Consider the following 15,998-nt stretch of genomic DNA (forward strand, 5'->3'; position numbering starts at 1 on the left):
CAGAAAGTGATGGATATAAATTTTACTCTTTGCCTAATAGGCAAATCGCGTAAAGTTTGTACCTGTTACTCTTCTGCTGCAAGAAAGGAGCTCTGAATATGAGTATTATTAACCCGAGCGGCAAAGAAATTTTCTCTGTCACGACTGATTTTTGCGGCCGTCCGCTCACGCTAGAAGTTAACCGCGTCGGTTTTCGTACGACGGGCAGCGTGTTGGTGCGCTACGGCGATACGGTGGTGCTGGGCAGCGCGCAAGTTGGTTCGCGCCCAGTGACGCTGGATTATTTCCCTTTGAGTATTGATTATGAAGAAAAATTTTATGCAGCCGGCAAGATATCAGGCAGCCGATTTATTAAGCGCGAAGGCCGTCCGAGCGACGATGCAGTGCTGGTCGGGCGGTTGATTGATCGCCCGATTCGCCCGCTATTTCCGAAAGGCTATCGCCAGGAGGTGCAGGTGGTAGCAACGGTGCTAAGCATGGATCCGGCATTCCGTCCTGATGTAATCGCAATGATTGCGGCGTCAAGCGCACTTATGCTAACCGGCACGCCATTTGACGGACCAGTGGTGGGTCTGCGTGTTGGGCGCGTGAACGGCGAGTTTAAAGCGTTCTTAACACCAGAAGAGCGTGCAGCGAGTGACTTAGACTTAGTGGTCGCCGGCATTGAGCATGGTATTACAATGGTGGAAGCAGGTGCTAAAGAGGTATCGGAAACTGTGATTGTCGATGCGATGACATGGGCGCACCAGATGATGCAGCCGGCAATACAATTACAGAAAGAATTAGCGGAGAAAGTCGCGCCTACCGCACAAGAATACGAGCTAGTGTTGCCAAATGAAACCGTTCAGGCAACGGCTGACGCGTGGGTTGACGGCAAGCTGGGCGAGAAAATCCGCCGTCCGTACCCAGAGCGTAATGAAGTCGTCAACGAAATTCGTTGGCAGTTCCATGAGGAGATGGCAAAAGCCCTTGACGATGAGGTTGATTACGATGAGGTTCGCGATGAATACGACGAGGCCTTCACGATGGCGCTGCATAAAGACGTGCGTCGTGGCATCGTTGAAGATGGCATGCGCCCTGATGGTCGTGCACTGACAGAAATCCGTCCGCTGTCAAGCGAGGTTGGCATTTTGCCGCGCGCCCATGGTTCGAGTCTGTTTACGCGCGGTGTGACACAAGGCATGAATATCGTGACGCTTGCGCCGCTTAGCTACGCACAGCTAGTTGATACAATGGAGCGGACTGACGACGAACGGCGTTATATGCACCACTACAATGCACCAGGCTATACTGTCGGTGAAGTTAAGCGCATGGGTAGCCCGGGGCGCCGCGAAATCGGACATGGCTATCTGGCAGAACGTGCGCTTACTGCGGTTTTGCCGAGCGTTGAGGACTTTCCGTACGCGATTCGCAGCGTAACGGAAATTATGTCGCAGAACGGCTCAACGTCAATGGCGGCAACGTGTTCAAGCTGTCTCGCATTGATGGACGCTGGCGTGCCGCTGACGGCGCCAGTGAGCGGCATCGCAATGGGTTTGATGATGGATGGCGAGACGCCGTATGTGCTAAGCGATATTGCTGATGCCGAGGATTTTGCAGGCGATATGGACTTTAAGGTGACTGGTACGAGCAAGGGCATCACTGCCTTGCAGATGGATATGAAAGTACACGGTTTGCCGGTTGACGTGCTGCGCCAAGCGCTTGAGCAGTCAAAGTCGGGGCGCGCCTTTATCTTGGAGCATATGCTAAGTATTCTACCAGCGCCGCGCGAAACTCTCAGCCCGTATGCGCCGCGCATTGAAAAACTTAAGATCAATCCGGAAAAAATCGGTGCGGTTATTGGTAAGGGCGGCGAGGTGATTAATAAAATCACTGCCGAGACAGGCGCTGAGGTTGATATTAAAGAAGACGGCTTAATTACGGTGGCAAGCCCGGATGGCGAGTCAATTGCGAAAGCGGTTGCGTGGATTAAGCGTTTGGTTGAGGAGCCAGAGGTTGGTAAAACGTATAGCGGTACAGTCGTTACAATTAAAGATTTCGGTGCGTTCGTCAACATCTTGCCCGGTGTTGATGGCATGCTTCATATCTCACAGCTATCAAATAAGCGCGTCGGCAAGGTAACGGACGTGCTGAAAGAGGGGCAGCGCGTACGCGTGAAGCTAACGGATATTGATGACCGCGGGCGTTTAAGCTTAACGATGAAAAATGTCGAACAGTAGAGTATAATAAACTCTATAGCAATGTAAGCGAGGAAATAGGGATATGAATAAACAGCCAACACCACCAACGCCTCCGAAGCCAACGGCGCCTGCTGCGCCGCTTCAGCCTGCGATGGCGCCTGCCGGTATGGGCATGCCGCCGGTTCGTCCAAACGGCGGCAACAAGACAGGTTTGATCGTCGGAATTATTAGCGGCGTAATTGCACTTATTCTGCTAATTGTCGGGATTATCGTGGCGTTTGTTGTTTTAAGCAAGCCAAGCACGAAAGATTACGCGGCGGCAGCTCAAGAACTAAATAAAGTGACGGAATCGTATAACAAGGCGTCGTCGGCATTTACATACTATTCAACAGCGTCGTCACAAAGTACTGCGCAAGCACAGGCAAAAGCTGCGACACTGAGTGAAACGCGTAAGGCGATCAATGACGGTATTGATAAGTTGTCGAAGATGCGGGCGATTACAGGCGATAACGACGTGAAAGAGCGCTTTGAAAAATTGAAAGGTAAGCAAGTGGCATTTAACGAAGCGATTGATGGACTTATTGAAGCGTATAGTAAGATCGCTCCAGCATTCGACACGAGCTTGCTCCGCTTGTCATCGTCAGAAGACGCGCTTTCGCCTGTTCGCACGATGCGCACGAAACTTGATGGTGTGAAAAACGACATCAAGAACCAATACAACAAGCAGTTCGTAACAGATATTACTGCAGCACTGAAGTCATACGAAAGCGCTATTGAGAAATACGTTGCGATGCGCAGCTCAGGACATTATGATAGTAGCGCGTATAGCGAGTACAGCGCTGCGTATCGCAAGATTAATACTATTGCGAATGAGTGGGCGCTAAACATGAGGGCATCTGGTGAGCGTGGTGAAGTCCGTACTGAACTTAATAGCGTAGTGAGTATTTTGAATCGCAAACAATTCCAGCGCTAGTAAGGGCTTTTATACAGCTATACAACATAATGTCTCTGCAGGTGGCAATCTGCAGAGATATTTTACGTGGCTGTTTAAGCACAATTGACTCTATAGCGCTGATTTGTTATACTAAAAATAGTTAGCAAGCGGTAGGTGTTTCTCTTTATGCATAATGAATGCCGCTGCACTCTGAGTTTTGAATTTTATACTATGATAATCAAAAGGAGTACTATCTATGGGTCAGCAGCGACTCGCAAAACCACAGGCGGATGACGCATCTAAGCGTCCGCAACAACGTAAAAAAACCAATAACACCGTACTTGACGCTACGACAACACGCAAAGGGGAAGTTTTTCGAGCACAACGCCGTACGAGCGAGGGCGTGCAAGCGCAAGCATCACAACATGTGATTAACGTGCCGGTGAACAAGTCTGTATATAATGGCTATGGCGGCAAACAATTTAGCCTGACAATGCAGCCGAAAAAACCGCGCGCGCCGCGTCCAACACTGAAGATTATTCCGATCGGCGGTGTTGGCGAGATGGGTATCGGCAAAAATATGACCGCGATTGAATACGATAACGATATTATCGTGATCGACATGGGTTTTTTGTTTCCAGGCAGCGATTACCCAGGCGTTAACTACATTACGCCGGACATCACCTGGCTTGAGGAGAATAAACACCGTATCCGCGCGCATATTTTTACACACGGACACTTAGATCATATTGGTTCATTCCGGCATTTTATTCCGAAGATTCCTGCGCCAGTATATAGCACAAAATTTACGATTGGCATGTTGCAGCGCACGATGGCAGAGACTGATAGTGCATACGAACCGGAGTACCACGAAATGAACCCGGAGAACCACGACATTATTCAGCTTTGCGACTCGTTTAGCGTGGAGTTAGTGCGCGTAAACCACTCAATTCCTGATTCGGCGGCGGTCGTGGTGCGCACGCCAGTCGGTAACATCTTAAGCAGCGGCGACTGGCGCATTGAAGAGAACCCGGTAGATGGCAAGAAGTTTGACTTTGACCGTATTCAAGAAATCGCGAGAAACGAAGGCTTTTTGGCATTCCTGAATGAGTCGACAAACTGCGAGTCGGCAGGTACGCACACGCATGGTGAGTTTGATATCCAGCATAGTATCGGCGAAGTGATGGATAAGTGGGCGGGCTCACGCATTATCATTAGCAGTTTTTCGAGTCAGCTGCATCGTATCCAGTTAATTTTGGATGAAGCGCAGCGGCATGGACGTAAAGTGTCCTTTGCCGGCTTTAGTATGATTCAGAACCTTGAAGTAGCACTGCGCACGGGCGTGATCAAGGTGCCAAAGGATACGGTCGTCAAAATGGAAGATATTATTAAATTGTCGGATAATAAAGTGACAATTATCTGTACAGGCAGCCAGGGCGAATTCAACGCGGTGCTCAACCGTATGGCGACGGGCGCGCATAAATATGTAAAGATCAAGGGCTCGGATGTTGTCGTCTTTAGTTCAAACCCGATTCCAGGTAACGAAAAATATGTCGTGCGTACCGTTGACGGACTGATGCGCGAGGGCGGCGAGATCATTCAGAACGGCAAGACGCACCTTACGGGCGTCGGGCCGCTACACTTGTCAGGGCATGGATATTATGATGATCACGTGCGGGTTATCAACGCAGTGAAGCCAACGTATTATATTCCGAATCACGGCGAATTTCATATGTTAGTGCACAATGCAGAGTTGGCAGAAAAAGAGTGCAGTATTCCGCGCGATCATATCTTTGTGTGCGACCCGGGCGATATTATTGAAATCACCCCGAATGGCGCAAAGAAAATCGGGCGTATTCATGCTGGCGGCGTTATGTATGATGATGCAGGGGAAATCGTGAGCGAAGTCGTGTTAAAAGACCGCATTCATATGAGCCAAGAGGGTATGTTTGTCGTCGTGCTAACAGTGCAGCGCGGTACAGGACGACTGCTTACGAGCCCAGATATTATTAGCCGCGGGTTTATTTATTTGCGTGATAATGAAGAGTTGATGGGCATGATTCGCCAGTATCTTAAGCAGAAGGCGTCGCGTAGTTTTGCTGGGCGATATGACATTGAGGTCATTAAAAAAGAAGTTCGCGACGAAATTACGCACATTCTCTACGACCAGACGCGCCGTACACCGATAGTGATTCCGGTTATCAATGAAGTTGGCGTGAATAAAACGATTGCGCAGCGCCCGCAGACGAATGCGCGTACAGCAAAACAGCCGCTTATGCCCGCGCCGTCGAAACGGAAATTTCCGCGCAAACAAGTACCCGACACCGAAACTGTCGTGCCGCGCGAACGACCAGATAGCCGGTCGTACTAGTGATGAAACTATTGCATATTGTAGTAATTTATGCTACAATATAAGCGTAACCATATAAAAACGAACGGAATCAGCGTATACTATATAAGTTATGGCAAAAAAGAAATCAACCAAACGCGCGGCAGCGCGCCGCAAATCAGTAAAGGTTTCGGCGCCGCAGCATGAGCTGCCGGCGGGCTATTGGCAGCAGGCAGCGGCAGTACTGCTCATGGCGTGTGCGGTGCTGATTATTGTGTCGTGGTTTGGCGCGGGCGGTCCGGTGTTGGATTGGCTGCAGCATACGCTGCAAGATATGATTGGCTGGGCGGTGTATGTTGTGCCGATCGTTGCAGTCTTCATTGCGGTGGAAACGTTTCGCGCTGAAGATAATAGGCTGCCGTTTAGTGTGAAGTTTACGTCGCTGCTTGCGGTTGTATGGTGCAGCGGTATGTGCGGGTTGCTGATGGCGAAGCAAGGCAATCGTCCGTCGGGCGGCGGTTTGCTGGGCGACAGTATGAACTCGTTGATGTTGTCGCTCGTGAGCGCGCCCGTCGGGATCTTTATATACATCTTGCTGCTTGTGTTCACGACGACATTCATATTCCAACTGTCATTTGATAATGTGCTGCAGTTTTTCAAAACGGCGATAATGTCAAGCAGGGAAAAGGTGGAAAATGAAGCAAATGTTGAGATAATGCGCAAAGCTGCCAAGCCGAAAGAGATGAGCGAATTCAAACTCAACGAAGGCGTCCCTACGATGACCGAGGCGGATAAGAAGAAGTCGAAGCTCGCGGCGTTGCGCACTCGTGAAAAGAAAGATGAGCCGGAAGAAAAAGCCGCGATGCTTGCGGTGAGCGATCCGAACTGGCAGTTTCCGAGCCTTGATTTGCTTGAAAAGAGCCAATCGCCCGCTGATGTGGGCGATATCAAGCAAAACGCGGGTATTATTCAGGATACGCTACATGAGTTTAACATTGACGTCGAAATGGAGGGCGCAAATATTGGTCCGAAGGTGACGCAATACATGCTGCGACCGCCTGCTGGCATTAAGCTAAATCGCATTACAGCGCTTGAGACAAACATTGCGTTGAATCTAGCAGCGTCAAGTTTGCGCATGGAAGCGCCAATTCCAGGTAAGAAGGCTGTCGGTATTGAAGTTCCAAACAAAAAAGCGGCTGATGTGCGCCTCTACGGCATTCTAAACAGCAGCGAGTGGCGTAAGAGTAAAGCACCGCTCAGCATTGCTATTGGCAAAGACATTTCGGGGCAGCCGTTTGTTGGTGAGCTTAATAAAATGCCGCACCTATTAGTGGCGGGGCAAACGGGTAGCGGTAAGTCGGTAATGATTAATACGCTGTTGTGCAGCTTGCTATACCGAAACGCACCAAGCGATCTAAAACTCATCCTTGTTGACCCGAAACAGGTCGAAATGGCGCCTTATCAAGACATTCCACATTTGTTAACGCCGGTGATCGTCGAGCCGGAAAAGACGGTAAGCGCGCTAAAATGGGCTGTGAATGAAATGGAGCGCCGCTACACGCTCCTCGCAGACGAACGCGTGCGCGATATCAAGACATATAATCAGAAGGTTGAGTCGAAGGGCAAGAAAATCGGCGTTCAAGATGAGGCAGGCAACGTGCAGCAAGTTGACGGCGGCAAGATGCCGTATATCGTGATCGTGATTGACGAGATGGCGGACTTAATGATGATCGCGAAGCGTGACGTTGAAGCACTGATCGTGCGGATCGCGCAGAAAGCGCGTGCAGTAGGCATACACTTGGTGTTAGCAACGCAGCGTCCGAGCGTGGATGTAATCACCGGACTTATTAAAGCGAACGTGCCGGCGCGCATCGCCTTTACTGTGGCGAGTCAGACGGATAGTATTACAATTTTAGACCAAGCAGGCGCAGAGAAGTTGCTGGGGCAAGGCGACATGCTCATGAAAACTGCTAGCATGCCGAAGCCGAAGCGCATACAGGGCGCGTGGGTGATGGACAACGAGGTGAATAAAATTACTGATCATTTGCGCATGCAGTCGGCGCCGCAGTATAACAATGAAATTATCAGCCAGCCGGTGCAGCTTAACGGCAAAGGCGGTGTGGTGATGGATTTTGGCAACGAGGGCGGCGACGATATGTTCCGCGATGCGGTGAATGTCGTTGTGCAAATGCGTAAAGCATCGACAAGTTTGTTGCAGCGCAAATTGCGCATTGGCTATTCGCGGGCGGCGCGTATTATTGAAGAGATGGAGGAGCAAGGAATTATCGGACCGGCGGACGGTTCGCGTCCGCGTGAAGTGCTCATCAGCAGCGTCGATGAGCTTGATAATGGCGCCTAGACAATTACGCGCGAAGTTGCTATAATTACCCTGATATTAAACCTAAGGTTGCGTGCGATAGCGCAACCATCCGTACGGATACCAAAGGAGGTAATAACGTATGAAAGAGTACGAATTGACCGTGTTAATTCGTCCTGATCGCGAGGCGGAGCTTGATAAGAGTTTAGGCGTGGTCAAAAAGCTTGTGTCCGACAATGGCGGCAAGCTGCTGTCGGAAGATAATTGGGGTAAAAAACGCCTCGCATATAAAATTAAAGGCGAAGATTTCGCCGTCTATGTGCTGTTGAATGTCGAATTGCCAGCCGCGGCGCCGCTGAAAATCAGCAATGCGCTTAATATTAGCGATGACGTGATTCGCTATCTGCTCGTGAAAGTCGACGAAAAAGCGCGTACCGCACTCGCGGAAGCAAAAAAGCGCGCTGAAGAACGCGGCGAAGCGAGCAGTGATTCGGAAGCGTAATAGTAAACCATAAGGAGGAGGTCTTATGGCAAAGGGGTTTAATAAAGTAATACTCATGGGCAACCTGACACGCGATGTTGAGGTGCGCACGACGGCGAGCGGGCAAAGTGTAGCAAACTTCAGCCTTGCTATTAGCCGCAGCTGGCGCGGGCAGGACGGTCAGCAGCAAGATCAGACCAGTTTTATTAACTGTGTGGCGTGGGGCAAAGTTGGCGACATTATCGCGCAATATGTGCATAAAGGTTCGCCGCTGCTCGTGAGCGGCCGCTTGGATCAGCGTAGTTACCAAGATAAGGACGGTAATAAGCGTTCAGCGGTTGAAGTCGTTGTCGAAGATTTCAATTTTGTCGGCAGCGGACGCAGCGATAATTCGTCGCCCAGCGCGCCAAGCAGCAATCAATCAACCAATAGCAAATCACAAGATGTCGTGATTGAGGATATCGACGATAAGCCGATTGACCTCAGCGAGATCCCATTCTAAGGAGTTTTCAGTATGACAAAGCGGTTACGCAAGGACGTGCCTGTCGCGTTTGATTACAAAGATGTAAAAACACTGTTGCGGTTTATTGACCCGTACGGTCAGATTGAGCCGATTGGCAAAACCGGCTTGACCGCCAAGCAACAGCGGCAGCTAGCACGCGAGATAAAACGTGCGCGCCATTTGGCGCTGATGCCGTTCGTATCGCAAGGGTAACGGTGGAAAATTTTTCAGCGCATGGTTATGCTGATCGTGCGCTGGCGAGTATTTCTACAGGATAAACAAAGGAGGCGTTATGTATCAACCAACCGATTTGAAAAAAGGTGTCGTTTGCCAAATTGACGGGCAGCCGTACCGTGTTACGGAATATAACCAAAAAGTTATGGGGCGCGGCGGCTCAATCGTGAACGTGAAATTAAAGAATTTAATCACAGGGGCGGTGATTCCTAAAACATTTAAGGGACAGGAAAAAATTGAACCGGCCGAGGTGGCAAGCCGCCCAGTGCAGTATTTATATAATGATGGATCGGCGTTTTTCTTCATGGATCCAGAAAGTTTTGAGCAATTTGAGTTGCCGGCAGACGTTGTGGGCGATGCAAAACAATATTTGAAAGAAGGCGACGAGTTAGCGCTGCAATTTTTCGGCGAGCGCGTTATTACTGTTGAGTTGCCAAAAAATCTGTATCTGGAAGTGACTTATACCGAAGATGTTGTTAAAGGCGACACGACCTCAAGCGTCTTGAAAGATGCGACGCTTGAAACGGGCGCTGTCGTGAAAGTGCCAGCGTTTATTAAAGTTGGCGATGTAATCTCAATTGACACGACAACGGGCGAATACCGCGAGCGCAAAAAGTAGTATACTAAAGAGCATGGCGACGAAGCCGAAACAAACAGCACATGCGTCAAAGCACCGTTTAACTACGCTTCGGCGGCGCGCGGCGAAAACGAAAGAGCATTTTAGCCGGCACTATTATTCGCTCATGCCCGAGAAAAAACGCCACCGTGTGATGGTGTGGACGGTGTTTTTGCTTGTAGCGAGTACAATTATTGGACAGATGATGTATCCGATTGATCGCGCGTTGCCGTTTGTCCGGCTAGGCGATCAGATGGTTGGCTGGCAGACTGACCTGGAGCTGCAGGGCCGCGTCAACAACCGGTTTGCGACGGCGTATGTAAGGTTCTCAAGCGAAAATACGACGTCGAAAGAATGTACGTTAGCAAGCGTTGGCGTAGAGCCAAAATCGACCGATATGGTGGCAAAGCTTATGGAATATCCGTTTTGGCTGCGGTTCGTGCCGGGATCAATACTGTGGCAATTGCCAGCGGTGCGTGAGTGGGATCTGCAAATTTCTGACGCGCCGCTACGCGAATTTAGCCAAACGCTGAGCGCGGAGCTAACGCGCCCGCCAGAAAACGCCGAGCTATCAATTGAGAACGGACAATTGGTCGCGAAGCATGATTCGCTGGGTGTGCAAGTGAGCGCGGAGCAGGTGCAAGCGGCGGTACGTTCGGCTGTGGTTGCCTATAACGGTACGCCAACAATTATGGTAGCTGGGACGGTGCAGCAACCGGAGAAAACCGCGGCAGCGCTGGCTGATGTTCGCGCGCAGGCGGAGCGTGCGCTTGCATTACCGCTCCAAATTCAAGCGAACAACATTACGTTTACGCCGTCGCGGGAAGAAAAAGCGCAATGGCTGATGCTTGGGACAGACGCATCAGGTAAGACGACGCTGCGGATTGACGACACGAAGCTCCAAGCGTACCTCGCGGATGTTGTGACGGTGCGTGCTGGGCGTGTCGCTGGCGTGACGAAAATTCAGCTGCAGAATGGCCGCGAAATACATCGCGAGATAGGCGAAACTGGTTTGGGCGTCAATGCGCCGCCGCTCATTGAGACGCTTACAAAATACCTGCTGCAGCATACAGGACATTCGCCGTTCGTTGCTGATATGGTTGAGATTCAACCGAAGGTTGCATATAGCGGCGACTATACGACGACGCGTGATGGTTTGCAGGCATACATTGATAAAAAGGCCCGTTGGAATACATGGATTAGCATTCAGCAGCTTGACGGCGAAAAATGGTCGCTTGGTGCGCGCGATACTGAGAGTGTCGTGAGCGGCAGTACATATAAATTATATGTGGCGCTGTATCTATTCAAAGAGATGAACGAAGGCAAGCGCGATTGGAATACGCCAATTCTCGGCACGACGACGAACGCGTGCTTTGACCGCATGACGATTGCAAGCACAAATCCCTGCGCCGAAGAGTGGTTGAACCAATTTGGGCGTACGAACTTGAATAACTATTTGTATAACCGCGGCTTTAGCACGGCGACGACATTCACGCACCCAGAGGCGGCGCATACATCAGCGCGCGACCTGACGAACTATATGATTGGTCTTGAGCGCGGTACGCTTATTGGCGGTGCGCAGCGCGAGCGGCTGCTGAGCTCGCTGAGCCGCCATCCATACCGCTACGGTATTCCGGCGGGCAGCAAAGGAAAGGTGTGGGATAAAGTCGGATTTGTGTGGGATTATGTCAATGATACAGCGATCGTACATCATCCGCGCGGTACGTATGTGATGACGATTTTAACGCGCGGGCAATCGTATGGCGCTATTGCTGCGATGACGCGCGACATTGAACGGATTATGTATCCGTGATTGGTATAATGAGGCTATGAAACAACGGCTTGATAAAATGATGGTTATACGCGGACTAGCGGCAACGCGTAGCGAGGCGGCAAATTGGATTCAGCTAGGGCGCATACATGTGAATGGGCGGGTTGCGGTAAAGGCGGGCGAATTCGTTGATGAAGCAAGCGATGTGACAATGAACGCGCCGGAGCGCTACGTGAGTCGGGCAGGGCTCAAGCTTGCGAGCGTTGCGCATAAACTTGCCGTGTCGTTTGATGGCGCGGTTGTGCTTGATGTCGGCAGCAGTACGGGCGGATTTACCGATTACGCACTGCAGCATGGTGCGCGGCTAGTCTATGCGGTTGATGTCGGCACGAACCAGTTGCACCCGAAATTACGCGAGGATAGACGCGTTGAATTACATGAAAAAACCGATATTCGCGATTTTTCGCCCGCGCAAACGCCCGACATTATTGTGATCGACGTATCGTTTATCAGCCTGCGCCAAATTTTACCGTATATCCGTACGCTAGCTGGCTTGAACACAAAAATTATTGCAATGGTAAAGCCGCAATTTGAAGCAGGGCGCGGACAACTTGGCCGGAGCGGCGTAATTAAAAATAACACGATTCGCCGCGCGATTCTCAAAGACTTTGAACTATGGGCGCGCTCGTTTTTCCGTATCCTAGATAAAGCCGATAGCACTGTAAAAGGCGCGCACGGCAACCAAGAACGATTTTATCTATTTGCATCCGGCGGTCTAAACGCTAGCGCGAAACATTGAACCGAAACTCAACGACATCGTCGGGCTGCATGACGTAATCTTTACCTTCGGTGCGGATTTTTCCGGCGGCGCGTGCGGCTGCTTCCGAGCCGGCAGTTACAAGGTCGCGGTAGTTAACGACCTGTGCGGCGATAAATCCACGCTCAAAATCGCTGTGGATAACGCCAGCGGCTTGCGGCGCGGTCCAGCCCTGGTGAATTGTCCAGGCGCGCACTTCTTTCGGCCCGGCAGTTACGTAACTTTGCAGCCCGAGGATATCATAAGCGGCGTGAATCATTTGCGTTAAGCCAGTTTCGGAGACTTCGTAACTTTGCAAAAGCTCAAGCGCATCACTTTCGTTGAGTCCTTTGAGCTCGTCCTCTAATTTAGCGCAGATGAATAAACTGCGTGATTTTGGCACGAGCGCGCGTAATTCTTGCTTAGCTGCGTCGTTTGATAACGTTTCTTCGTTAACGTTAAACACATAAATGACAGGTTTGGCTGTTAGTAAATGTAGGTCGGCAATGTCTTCCGCTTCAATGTTTGATTGTTCGTTGATTGGCTTTCCAGCTTTAAGTTCGGTAACGATTGCCCCCAAGCGGTTGACGCGATCAAGCGCTTCTGGATTAGCTTTGGCTTCTTTGGTGAGTTTGGCAAGGCGCGTCTCGATCGTCTGAATATCAGCTAAAATTAGTTCGGTATTGATCGTTTCGATATCACGCGCAGGATCGACGTTATTTTCCACATGAACAATGTCGCCGTGCGCAAATGCACGCACAATGTGCACAATTGCGTCGCAGTTTCGTATGTTTGCGAGAAATTTATTTCCTAAGCCTTCGCCGTTTGCTGCGCCTGCGACGAGTCCTGCGATATCGACGAACGTCACGGTGGCGGGAATTATTTTTTCGGCATGGTACATCTCTGCAAGAGTTTCCAACCGTTCGTCCGGAACGGGCACGACGCCAGTATTCGGCTCAATCGTGGCAAATGGGTAATTTGCCGCTAAAATATCATTGTTTGTTAACGCATTAAATAGCGTAGACTTGCCGACATTAGGCAAGCCGACGATTCCAATTGATAGACTCATATTCCTTAGTATACCGCACAGGAGAAAACTGGTGAAATGCTTGTGTTTTTCGAAAAACTTATGCATAATAGAACCATATGAAATTTCAAAAAGGGCTGGGCGATTTTTTTGCACTGGATATCGGTACCAACGCAGTGCGCGTATTGCAGCTGTCTGCAGCCGGCCAGAATAGTTGGAATCTTGTGGCGCACGGCTACGTACCGGTTGACCGCAAGGTGACCGCGAGCGACTCACCAGAGGCGCGCCGCCAGCTTGGCGAAGTTATTATGACTGCCGTCGGGCAAAGCGGTATTAAAACAAAAAATGTAGCGATCGGATTGCCGTCGGGCAAAACGTTTACGACGGTTGTTGACATTCCGACGATGTCCGACGCCGAGCTAAAAGCAACGATGAAGTACCAGATCGATCAGTATGTGCCGATGGGCACGGACGATGCTAAAGTCGACTGGGCGCTTTTAGGCAGCTCGCTGCGAGCGCAGAATCAAGAAGAAGTCTTGATAACAAGCGTGTCAAAGGATTACAGCGAGGAGCGGCTTGAGTTGGTTGAGTCGCTTGGATTGAATGTGATCGCTGAAGAGCCGGATCCGCTCGCGATGGTGCGCGCGCTCGTACCAGCGAATGCAGCAAATACTGCGTTGATGCTGGTTGATATGGGCGAACTTTCGACGGACATTGCGATCACTTACGGCGATACGCCGCGGTTAATTCGTACGATCCCGACGGGGTTAAATTCGCTCGTTAAGGCTACAGTACAAAACTTAAGCGTACAGGAAGACCAAGCACGCCAGTTTATCCTGAAATTCGGACTCGCGAAAGACCGGCTAGAAGGACAAGTATACCGTGCGATTGAAATGACGCTTGATAGTTTCGCTTCGGAACTGTCAAAATCAATCAAGTTTTTCCAGACGCGCTATCCGAATGTCAATGTGTCGCAAATTTTGCTTTCGGGCTTTGGCTCGATGATTCCGCAGCTCGACGCATATTTCTCGGATAAGACAAACACTCCTGCGTCGCCAGCGAACCCGTGGCAAAATATTCAGATGTCGCAATCCGAGCAGCAGGATCTGGCGGCGGTCGCGGCTGAATACGCGACAGCTATCGGTTTAGCAAAAAGGAGGAATCTTTCATGATTGAAGTAAACTTGATTCCAGATGTAAAGCGCGAGTATCTGCGCGCGCAGCGAATGCGCAATATGGTGGTATCGGCATCAATCATGGTAATGATTGTTGCGGGCGGCGCGATTGCGGTACTTGGCGTCGGACTCGGCGCGATCAGTGCAGCGGGGTTAGTAAAAGACGGCGAGATTAAGTCGGGCTACCGCCAGCTGAGCGGACAGTCGGGCGTGAATGATATTGTGACGATTCAAAATCAGTTAGCGCATGTGTCAGAGTTGGATAAGGCACGCGGTATCAATTCGCGTGTGTTCGAGGTTGTGAGTGCAGTTAATCCGCCAGCACCAAATAATATCAAGATTTCGACGATTCGATTTAAGCCGTCGGAAACGTCAATTGCGATCGACGGCTCAGCGGCAAATAGCTTTACGGCGACTGATATCATGAAAAAGACGATTTTGAATACAAAAATTCAATACCGCGACGATTCATCGACAAAAGAGGTGCCGCTTGCAAGTGAAGTAACGATTACAAACACGACGTACGTGCAGGAATCTGACGGCTCAACGGCGCTGCATTTTACGCTGACGTTCTCGTATCCGAAAGAATTGACGTCGAATGAGTACAAAAATGTGACGATCGTGACGCCGACCGGCAGCATTGATGTGACCGACTCAAAGACGCACGTACCGGACGGATTATTCTCGTCAAATTCGTCGAAAAAGGAGGAGAAGTAATCATGCCAGAGGTAAAAAAAGATCAATCAGCTGGCAAGCGGCAGCAAATTTATAAATCGGGCCGCACGATGTTTGCCTGGGTGGCTGGTGCATCGGTAATTGCCGGTTTTGCGGTCGTGGTCGCGGGATTCTTGATACAGCGCATCGTGTTTGAATCGAAAGTAGTAGTAGAAAAGCAAAATACCGTCAATACGCTCCAGGCAAATAACAAAGCAGTCAATAAGCTGCGCGACGAAATTCGCGTATTGAACACAAATGCGGCGCTTAGCTCGGTGAAGTTGAATGACAACGAAGAGCCGTTGCGTGTCATATTAGATGCTTTGCCGGCAGACAATAACGCGCTTGCGCTCGGCGCGTCAGTGCAGAGCTTAGTAGCGCGGACACCGGATGTGAAGCTTGAATCGTTCCAGGTTGGTGAAGATGCTGCGACGGACGACGGCACGACGGCAACGTCGGGATCAAACGTCAAAGATGTGCAGCAAATTCCATTTACGATGTCAATATCGGCAGCGAATCCCGATGCACTCCGCGATGTATTGAAGAATCTTGAAAAATCTATTCGCGTGGTCGATATTGACTCTATGACAATTGAGCAAGGCGACTCGCGCGTTGTCATGACGATAAACGGGCATGGATACTATTTGCCGGCGAAAACTATTCAGTTAACAAAGAAAGAGGTAAAGCCGTGAAAAAAACCGATATTGCGATGCTTGTGCTGATCGCTGGAATATCAATGTTATCGGCGTTTTTGATCGCTGATAACATTCCGGCGCTCAAGGTGTCGCCAAAAGGTGCGCAGGTTGACACAATCGAAAAAATCAGTGATACTGTCGAAAAACCAAGCGAAGATACGTTTAACTCTAAAGCAATCAACCCAACAGTTGAAACAGTTATCGGACAATCGTCGAGCTAACCGGAGC

At 50.2% G+C, this 15,998-nt stretch carries 15 protein-coding genes; 14 read left to right on the forward strand and 1 reads right to left on the reverse strand.

Translation table 11 applies throughout. The features are described from left to right. Positions 1-98: 98 nt before the first annotated feature. From pnp to SEML1_RS00510, 10 genes are all read left to right on the forward strand, one after another. On the forward strand, positions 99-2,219 hold the full coding sequence (gene pnp / locus SEML1_RS00465; RefSeq protein ID WP_376754106.1) for a polyribonucleotide nucleotidyltransferase: 2,121 nt from the start codon (positions 99-101) through the stop codon (positions 2,217-2,219). Between the two features lie 43 nt (positions 2,220-2,262). Continuing rightward, positions 2,263-3,153 carry a hypothetical protein gene (locus SEML1_RS00470; RefSeq protein ID WP_376754107.1) on the forward strand — a complete coding sequence of 297 codons (891 nt, stop codon included), beginning with the start codon at positions 2,263-2,265 and terminating at the stop codon, positions 3,151-3,153. Positions 3,154-3,370: 217 nt separating this feature from the next. Then, positions 3,371-5,485 carry a ribonuclease J gene (locus SEML1_RS00475; protein ID WP_376754108.1) on the forward strand — a complete coding sequence of 705 codons (2,115 nt, stop codon included), beginning with the start codon at positions 3,371-3,373 and terminating at the stop codon, positions 5,483-5,485. 91 nt (positions 5,486-5,576) lie between these two features. Continuing rightward, positions 5,577-7,802: an FtsK/SpoIIIE family DNA translocase gene (locus tag SEML1_RS00480; protein ID WP_376754109.1), complete on the forward strand. Its 2,226-nt coding sequence runs from the start codon at positions 5,577-5,579 to the stop codon at positions 7,800-7,802. Positions 7,803-7,902: 100 nt separating this feature from the next. Beyond that, positions 7,903-8,262, forward strand: coding sequence for a 30S ribosomal protein S6 (rpsF, locus tag SEML1_RS00485; RefSeq protein WP_376754110.1), 360 nt, complete (start codon positions 7,903-7,905; stop codon positions 8,260-8,262). A gap of 25 nt (positions 8,263-8,287) precedes the next feature. Beyond that, the gene (locus tag SEML1_RS00490; protein ID WP_376754111.1) at positions 8,288-8,743 is read left to right on the forward strand and encodes a single-stranded DNA-binding protein; all 456 of its coding nucleotides are present in this window, start codon (positions 8,288-8,290) and stop codon (positions 8,741-8,743) included. A 12-nt stretch (positions 8,744-8,755) separates the two neighbouring features. Then, a complete protein-coding gene (rpsR, locus tag SEML1_RS00495; protein ID WP_376754112.1) occupies positions 8,756-8,956 on the forward strand; it encodes a 30S ribosomal protein S18 in 201 nt (66 codons plus the stop codon). Between the two features lie 79 nt (positions 8,957-9,035). Then, the gene (efp, locus tag SEML1_RS00500; RefSeq protein ID WP_376754113.1) at positions 9,036-9,596 is read left to right on the forward strand and encodes an elongation factor P; all 561 of its coding nucleotides are present in this window, start codon (positions 9,036-9,038) and stop codon (positions 9,594-9,596) included. 13 nt (positions 9,597-9,609) lie between these two features. Next, on the forward strand, positions 9,610-11,406 hold the full coding sequence (locus SEML1_RS00505) for a serine hydrolase (RefSeq protein ID WP_376754114.1): 1,797 nt from the start codon (positions 9,610-9,612) through the stop codon (positions 11,404-11,406). A gap of 16 nt (positions 11,407-11,422) precedes the next feature. Continuing rightward, entirely contained in the window at positions 11,423-12,163 is a 741-nt protein-coding gene (locus SEML1_RS00510) for a TlyA family RNA methyltransferase (RefSeq protein WP_376754115.1), read from the forward strand. On the opposite strand, the gene ychF is transcribed toward SEML1_RS00510, so the two are convergent. After that, positions 12,147-13,229, reverse strand: a complete 1,083-nt coding sequence (gene ychF, locus SEML1_RS00515; RefSeq protein ID WP_376754116.1) for a redox-regulated ATPase YchF — start codon at positions 13,227-13,229, stop codon at positions 12,147-12,149. The two genes, SEML1_RS00510 and ychF, sit on opposite strands and share 17 nt — an antisense overlap. A 77-nt stretch (positions 13,230-13,306) precedes the next feature. Here ychF and pilM point away from each other — a divergent pair, with 77 nt between their 5' ends. Genes pilM through SEML1_RS00535 form a run of 4 tightly spaced genes read left to right on the forward strand, consistent with a single transcriptional unit; the run spans position 13,307 to position 15,991 of the window. Next, positions 13,307-14,359: a type IV pilus assembly protein PilM gene (pilM, locus tag SEML1_RS00520; RefSeq protein WP_376754117.1), complete on the forward strand. Its 1,053-nt coding sequence runs from the start codon at positions 13,307-13,309 to the stop codon at positions 14,357-14,359. Further along, positions 14,356-15,078, forward strand: coding sequence for a hypothetical protein (locus SEML1_RS00525; protein WP_376754118.1), 723 nt, complete (start codon positions 14,356-14,358; stop codon positions 15,076-15,078). The genes pilM and SEML1_RS00525 overlap by 4 nt, the downstream gene beginning before the upstream one ends. A 2-nt stretch (positions 15,079-15,080) precedes the next feature. Next, positions 15,081-15,767 carry a hypothetical protein gene (locus SEML1_RS00530; protein WP_376754119.1) on the forward strand — a complete coding sequence of 229 codons (687 nt, stop codon included), beginning with the start codon at positions 15,081-15,083 and terminating at the stop codon, positions 15,765-15,767. Continuing rightward, on the forward strand, positions 15,764-15,991 hold the full coding sequence (locus SEML1_RS00535) for a hypothetical protein (RefSeq protein ID WP_376754120.1): 228 nt from the start codon (positions 15,764-15,766) through the stop codon (positions 15,989-15,991). Before SEML1_RS00530 ends, SEML1_RS00535 begins: the two co-directional genes overlap by 4 nt. Positions 15,992-15,998 lie beyond the last annotated feature (7 nt).

The organism is Candidatus Saccharimonadaceae bacterium ML1 (genome assembly GCA_030253535.1).
In the GTDB taxonomy this organism is placed as follows: domain Bacteria; phylum Patescibacteriota; class Saccharimonadia; order Saccharimonadales; family Saccharimonadaceae; genus Saccharimonas; species Saccharimonas epibionticum.

Excerpts from the sequence above, each read along its gene's own strand:
- pnp (WP_376754106.1), top strand. The coding sequence starts at position 99 with ATGAGTATTATTAACCCGAGCGGCAAAGAAATTTTCTCTGTCACGACT.
- SEML1_RS00470 (WP_376754107.1), top strand. The coding sequence starts at position 2,263 with ATGAATAAACAGCCAACACCACCAACGCCTCCGAAGCCAACGGCGCCT.
- SEML1_RS00475 (WP_376754108.1), top strand. The coding sequence starts at position 3,371 with ATGGGTCAGCAGCGACTCGCAAAACCACAGGCGGATGACGCATCTAAG.
- SEML1_RS00480 (WP_376754109.1), top strand. The coding sequence starts at position 5,577 with ATGGCAAAAAAGAAATCAACCAAACGCGCGGCAGCGCGCCGCAAATCA.
- rpsF (WP_376754110.1), top strand. The coding sequence starts at position 7,903 with ATGAAAGAGTACGAATTGACCGTGTTAATTCGTCCTGATCGCGAGGCG.
- SEML1_RS00490 (WP_376754111.1), top strand. The coding sequence starts at position 8,288 with ATGGCAAAGGGGTTTAATAAAGTAATACTCATGGGCAACCTGACACGC.
- rpsR (WP_376754112.1), top strand. The coding sequence starts at position 8,756 with ATGACAAAGCGGTTACGCAAGGACGTGCCTGTCGCGTTTGATTACAAA.
- efp (WP_376754113.1), top strand. The coding sequence starts at position 9,036 with ATGTATCAACCAACCGATTTGAAAAAAGGTGTCGTTTGCCAAATTGAC.
- SEML1_RS00505 (WP_376754114.1), top strand. The coding sequence starts at position 9,610 with ATGGCGACGAAGCCGAAACAAACAGCACATGCGTCAAAGCACCGTTTA.
- SEML1_RS00510 (WP_376754115.1), top strand. The coding sequence starts at position 11,423 with ATGAAACAACGGCTTGATAAAATGATGGTTATACGCGGACTAGCGGCA.
- ychF (WP_376754116.1), bottom strand. The coding sequence starts at position 13,229 with ATGAGTCTATCAATTGGAATCGTCGGCTTGCCTAATGTCGGCAAGTCT.
- pilM (WP_376754117.1), top strand. The coding sequence starts at position 13,307 with ATGAAATTTCAAAAAGGGCTGGGCGATTTTTTTGCACTGGATATCGGT.
- SEML1_RS00525 (WP_376754118.1), top strand. The coding sequence starts at position 14,356 with ATGATTGAAGTAAACTTGATTCCAGATGTAAAGCGCGAGTATCTGCGC.
- SEML1_RS00530 (WP_376754119.1), top strand. The coding sequence starts at position 15,081 with ATGCCAGAGGTAAAAAAAGATCAATCAGCTGGCAAGCGGCAGCAAATT.